The organism is Phormidium pseudopriestleyi FRX01, assembly GCF_017313335.1.
Classification (GTDB): Bacteria; Cyanobacteriota; Cyanobacteriia; order Cyanobacteriales; family Laspinemataceae; genus Laspinema; species Laspinema pseudopriestleyi.
In genome coordinates, this window is the sequence record NZ_JAFLQW010000381.1 from 1 (window position 1) to 4,789 (window position 4,789).

Annotated in this window: 5 protein-coding genes; 3 read left to right on the plus strand and 2 right to left on the minus strand. The window is 47.4% G+C overall.

Annotated features, from left to right (window positions below):
- Positions 1 to 708 precede the first annotated feature (708 nt).
- Both J0895_RS14490 and J0895_RS14495 read left to right on the plus strand, forming a co-directional pair.
- Positions 709 to 894, plus strand: coding sequence for a hypothetical protein (locus tag J0895_RS14490; RefSeq protein ID WP_207088777.1), 186 nt, complete (start codon positions 709 to 711; stop codon positions 892 to 894).
- Between the two features lie 305 nt (positions 895 to 1,199).
- Entirely contained in the window at positions 1,200 to 1,415 is a 216-nt protein-coding gene (locus J0895_RS14495; protein WP_207088778.1) for a DUF2949 domain-containing protein, read from the plus strand.
- Between the two features lie 67 nt (positions 1,416 to 1,482).
- On the opposite strand, the gene J0895_RS14500 is transcribed toward J0895_RS14495, so the two are convergent.
- Together J0895_RS14500 and J0895_RS14505 are read right to left on the minus strand one after the other, a co-directional pair.
- A complete protein-coding gene (locus J0895_RS14500) occupies positions 1,483 to 1,698 on the minus strand; it encodes a hypothetical protein (protein ID WP_207088779.1) in 216 nt (71 codons plus the stop codon).
- Between the two features lie 63 nt (positions 1,699 to 1,761).
- Positions 1,762 to 1,965 carry a hypothetical protein gene (locus tag J0895_RS14505; protein WP_207088780.1) on the minus strand — a complete coding sequence of 68 codons (204 nt, stop codon included), beginning with the start codon at positions 1,963 to 1,965 and terminating at the stop codon, positions 1,762 to 1,764.
- 338 nt (positions 1,966 to 2,303) lie between these two features.
- Here J0895_RS14505 and J0895_RS14510 point away from each other — a divergent pair.
- A partial coding sequence (locus J0895_RS14510) for a histidine kinase dimerization/phospho-acceptor domain-containing protein (protein ID WP_207088781.1) occupies positions 2,304 to 4,789 on the plus strand: 2,486 nt, incomplete at its 3' end.

Here is a 4,789-nt window from a genome sequence, read left to right on the forward strand (position 1 = left end):
AATTCGACTGAAAACCTTGCAAATCAAGCTTTATAGCGGTTTTAACCCACATAAAGCACCCGGGGCTATAGCCCTAACAAGAGTAGGGTTTTTACGCTCATAGTGATTTGCCTTGCGAACGGTCCCCGGACCTTGGCAAGGGGAGGGTTAGGGTGGGGTCCCCTTGACGTGGCGATCGCCTGAGTTACGCACCCTCATGAGGCGATCGCACCTGTATAGAGGCGGGTCCAACCTCTTTCTTCGTAACTCAGGCGATCGCGCTTGCGCATGAACTCTCCACCCACTCATTTCTCTTGAACTTGACGCGCGATCGCGCTTCAAGAGGACCCCACCCTAACCCTCCCCTTGGCAAGGTCCGGGGACCGTTCGTGAGGCAAATCCCCCCTGAACGGAAAAGAACTATTCTTGTAAGGGGTTAAAGCTGGGGGGTCATGACAACCGGCATCGGCAAACGAGCCGTTAACCCCCCCCCACCGTTTTCTTTTTCTCTCGGGGATAGAAAACTTTACAATTAATTTAGATTTTTCTGTCGTCAGAGCCTAGTCAAAACAAAAGTAGCGTGCTATCTTTATTAAACCGCTTTTCCAATTAAGCCAAAAGTGGTGGAGAGACGATCGCTGTTGCCTAAACTTCAACCCGTGCCCAGTGGGGTTCGCGTCAAGTCAATCGATAGCTCGTCCTCAAGTCGGAGTGGGGAGTGAGAAAAATTTGCCTGTATCCAGGTTAAGGCAGCGATCGCCCTCTTGGAAAGCAGCGCGGTTAAGTCTTGAAGCAAACCATTGTCTGCTATCTCTGGTAAACATCCAGCGCCGTTACAGTCGGTGGGAATGGATATATCGATTGATTGAACTCAGAGAAAGAAAACCCCGAGTCATCCTCAGCGTAACCCGTTGAATTGAACCTCGCCGTTAACCGCATCAAAGAGTATTTACCAATCCGGTTCCCGTCCATTCGTACTGGGTTTATCGAAGTTTGGGGAAATCCTGTATCTTGCACCCAAAGCTCGATCCACCCACCCAGATGCCAGAACAATCGCCACAGGCACGACTTTAGAAACGTGAATCCTGGGCGAATTAAAATTCGGATTAAGAAATCTACCTGAGATACTGCTATCTTACCTGCCTGGGGGTAGAGGTAGTCTAGTGATTTACACCGAATAATTTGAATGAATAACAAAACAAAAGGTTGAAAAAAAAGTTGTGAAACTCTATAACAATTACGGACACTTGGTCAAATTTTTACAAGAGGAGTTGGCGCTGTCGCCTTCATCCATCGATATGGCCCTACGTCATGGAGAACAAAACCTCGGTCCTTTACCGATGATTCTCTGGCAGTATGGGTTAGTTTCCATAGAACAGCTTGAGCGAATCTTCGACTGGCTGGATAACCGAACGGCGATCGACGGAAATCTCTAAATCGGAGGATCAAAAAGGATGAGACTTGATAGAACTGAGGATGCAGTCAATCGTGGGCATTAAGGTTTTAAAGGGAAACAGCAATTGGGCGATCGGATTCGGGTCTGAATTGAATCAAAAAATTTAAGATTTCCGAGTCTGACCCAGAAACGGAAATCTTTTTGATAATTTCATGAATCCGTTCAGTTTCAGGCGGGAATAGGCCAGTTGATAGAGCTAGTTGATAGAGAAAGGGCGATCGCCTCGCCACCGCACCATCCCAGACAACAATCAGAGCAGTCAAGCCCCACCTGTTCAAAAATCGCAAAAATTTAACAACAAATCCGTGAGGATCTGGGAATAGAAGCTACAGAGGTTGTCGCGAAACCTGCTTTTCAAAGCAAGCTTGAGTTTGCTGTAACAACTGTTCTCGACTATCGCCAGCCGTTTGAGTCAGCGTCGGGACTAAATTCCGCGCTTGTAAAGTCATGTGAAGCTGTAGGTGTGCCACATACTCACTAATATCTTCACGAACGATAGCAGAGTGCTGTTGATTCAGATTGTTAGCCAAAGTGTTCTCCTTCCCTCAACTTACGTTAAGTGCAATATCCATAAAATTTACCATTGAGTTGCACAAAACGTCTAGTTTTGCAACAAAGCTTAACGTTTGGGACCCATTCTGTCGCGTTCTGTAAAGTTTTTATTGCAACCCCTATGACAAATGACAATTCTGGTCCGGTAAAAATCCCCAGAACTTGCTAAAACAAAGATAGGTGCAGCTTTCCTCAGACTTAGAACCTCAGAAAAACTGCCCTAATTTCCAGGTGCTGAAGAATGTAGCTAACAAAAGCTATTGCCTGTACCTCATCGCTCCTTTAACCCTATAGCTGAATTGTTGGAGCTTTCCTCATGTTGTACTCCCCAGAGAATTTGGACCTGCTCAAGATATTTTTGGAACAGACTCCCCAGGCAATAGCGATGGTCGATCGCCAGATGCGATACTTGTTTGCCAGTCGTCAATGGTTGCGAGATTGCGGTTTCGACGATCGCGATCGCCACCTCCACTCCCCAGACTCATCACCAACGGAGACTCCAACTCTCCCGGTTGAGTCCATTCTGGGTCGTTCTCATTATGAAATCCTGCCTCGGTTTAGCTCAACCCAACCGACAAACCAGAATCCAGAGTCGGCAGGAAGTAGAAACTCGGCAATCTCCCTCGAATCCTGGAAAGAGGTACAAGCGATTTGTTTGGCAGGGGGGGTACAATCCTGGGAGGAAGAGTTGAACTCAGATGGCGATCGCCAATTCCGAGTCAAGTGGGACGTGCATCCCTGGAAAACTCAGACGGGTGAAATCGGTGGATTGCTGCTGTTGAGAGAAGCGATAGGGAGAACCCCAGGGACTGGATCACCCTTGAATCAGTTCACTCCCAAAGCATCCAGCAATTCCCACCGGCGATCGCGATCGGATGAAAGCGATTTGCGTCGGCAAAGTCAGATTCTCGTCGAACTCGCACGCAGCAAAACCCAGAATGAGGGGAATTTAGAAGCGGCGATCGCTGAAATTACCGAAGCTGCCGCCAATACCCTAGCCGTAGAACGAGTGGGAGTCTGGTTATACGACAATAACCAGACTGAGATTACCTGTATCAATCTCTACGAACGCACCAATCGCCACCATTCCTCCGGCAGTATGCTCCTGACTGCTCCCTATTCTCAATACTTTCAAGCTTTAGAAACCGAACGTGCCATTTCCGTCGATCATGCCGTCACCGACCCCAGAACCCGAGGTTTAGCCGATACCTACCTCATCCCCCTCGGCATTACCTCCAAATTAGATGCACCCATTCGCATTAGTGGCAAAATCGTCGGGATTGTTTACTGCGAACATCGTGGCATCCCCCGGAGGTGGAAATTAGGAGAACGGAACTTTGCTGCTTCCATCGCCGATTATACGGCCCTCGCCTTAGAAACCCACGATCGCATCAAAACTCAAACCGAACTCGAATCCGCCAACGACCAACTCCAAGCGGTTTTAGATGCCGTTCCCGGGAGCATTTCTTGGTTTAGTTCCGATTTAGTTTATCTGGGAGTCAATGGTTACTTAGCCAAAACCTTTAACGCCAATCCTGACACTTTCCTCGGCAAAAAAATCGGCTTTTTACAGGGTTCTCCTAAATTTAACCACCTTGTCCCCGAATTTTTTGACAATCCGGCAAAAGAAGCACAGCATGAAATTGTGATGTCTGTTCGCGGCGTGAATCGACACTTTTTGGTGGTGTCTCACAAATATCACCAAGGACAGGCGGCAGTCTTTATCGGATTTGATATTACCGATCGCAAAGTGGCTGAAGCTGCACTCCAAAAAGCCAATGAAGAACTCGAAACCCGCGTCGCCGAACGCACTAAAGATTTAACCGAGGCGATCGACCAATTGCAAGCCGAAATTAGCACCCGCAGCCTTTTGGAAGAAACCCGCGACGTTTTGGAATTTTCCATCAACAATGCAGCCGATTCAGTGTTTTGGCTGACTCCCAATGGCCGATTTTTCTACGTCAATGATGCCGCTTGTCTGGCGTTGAACTACTCCCGCAAAGAGCTTCTTTCTTTGAGTGTTCATGACATCAACCCCGATTTACCCGCCGAAGTGTGGCCGGAATATTGGGATGAAATCAAAGAATTTGGGTCCGTCCGTTTGGAATGCCATCATCGCACCAAGGATCATCAGAGTTTTCCCGTGGAAATTACCATTAATTATTTCCAAGTTAAGGGGAAAGAATACAACTGCATTTTTGCCCGGGATATTACTGAAACCAAACGAGTTGAAACGGAATTGCAAAGAGCCAAAGCCACCGCAGAAGCCACTAATTTGGCAAAAAGTGCATTTTTTGCCAATATGAGCCATGAATTGCGGACGCCCTTAACCACGATTATCAGTTATAGCGATTTATTGCAGGAAGACGCGAAAGAATTAGGGGTGAGCAATCGGGCTTTCTTTGGGGATTTGCAGCAGATTAATAAAGCGGGGAAAGATTTGTTGGTGGCGATTAATGATATTTTAGATTATTCTAAGATTGAGTTGGGCCGAATGCAACTGGAAGTCGAATGCTTTGAAGTGGCTGAGGCGATCGCCATCATTATGGCCGAAATTGAGCATAAGCTGATTACGAATAACAATACCTTGACGATGGGAGGGGATGCGGAATGGGGGACGATATGCAGCGATCGGCACAAACTACAGCAGGTGTTATGGCACTTGTTAGATAATGCCACCAAGTTTACCGAAAACGGGGCGATCGCCTTAGAAATTACCCGAGAAGATACCCCAGATTTCCGAATTTTAAATGCCGCCTCCAAATTCAGTAAACCGGAACTAGAAGCCGCCGAAGAATGGAT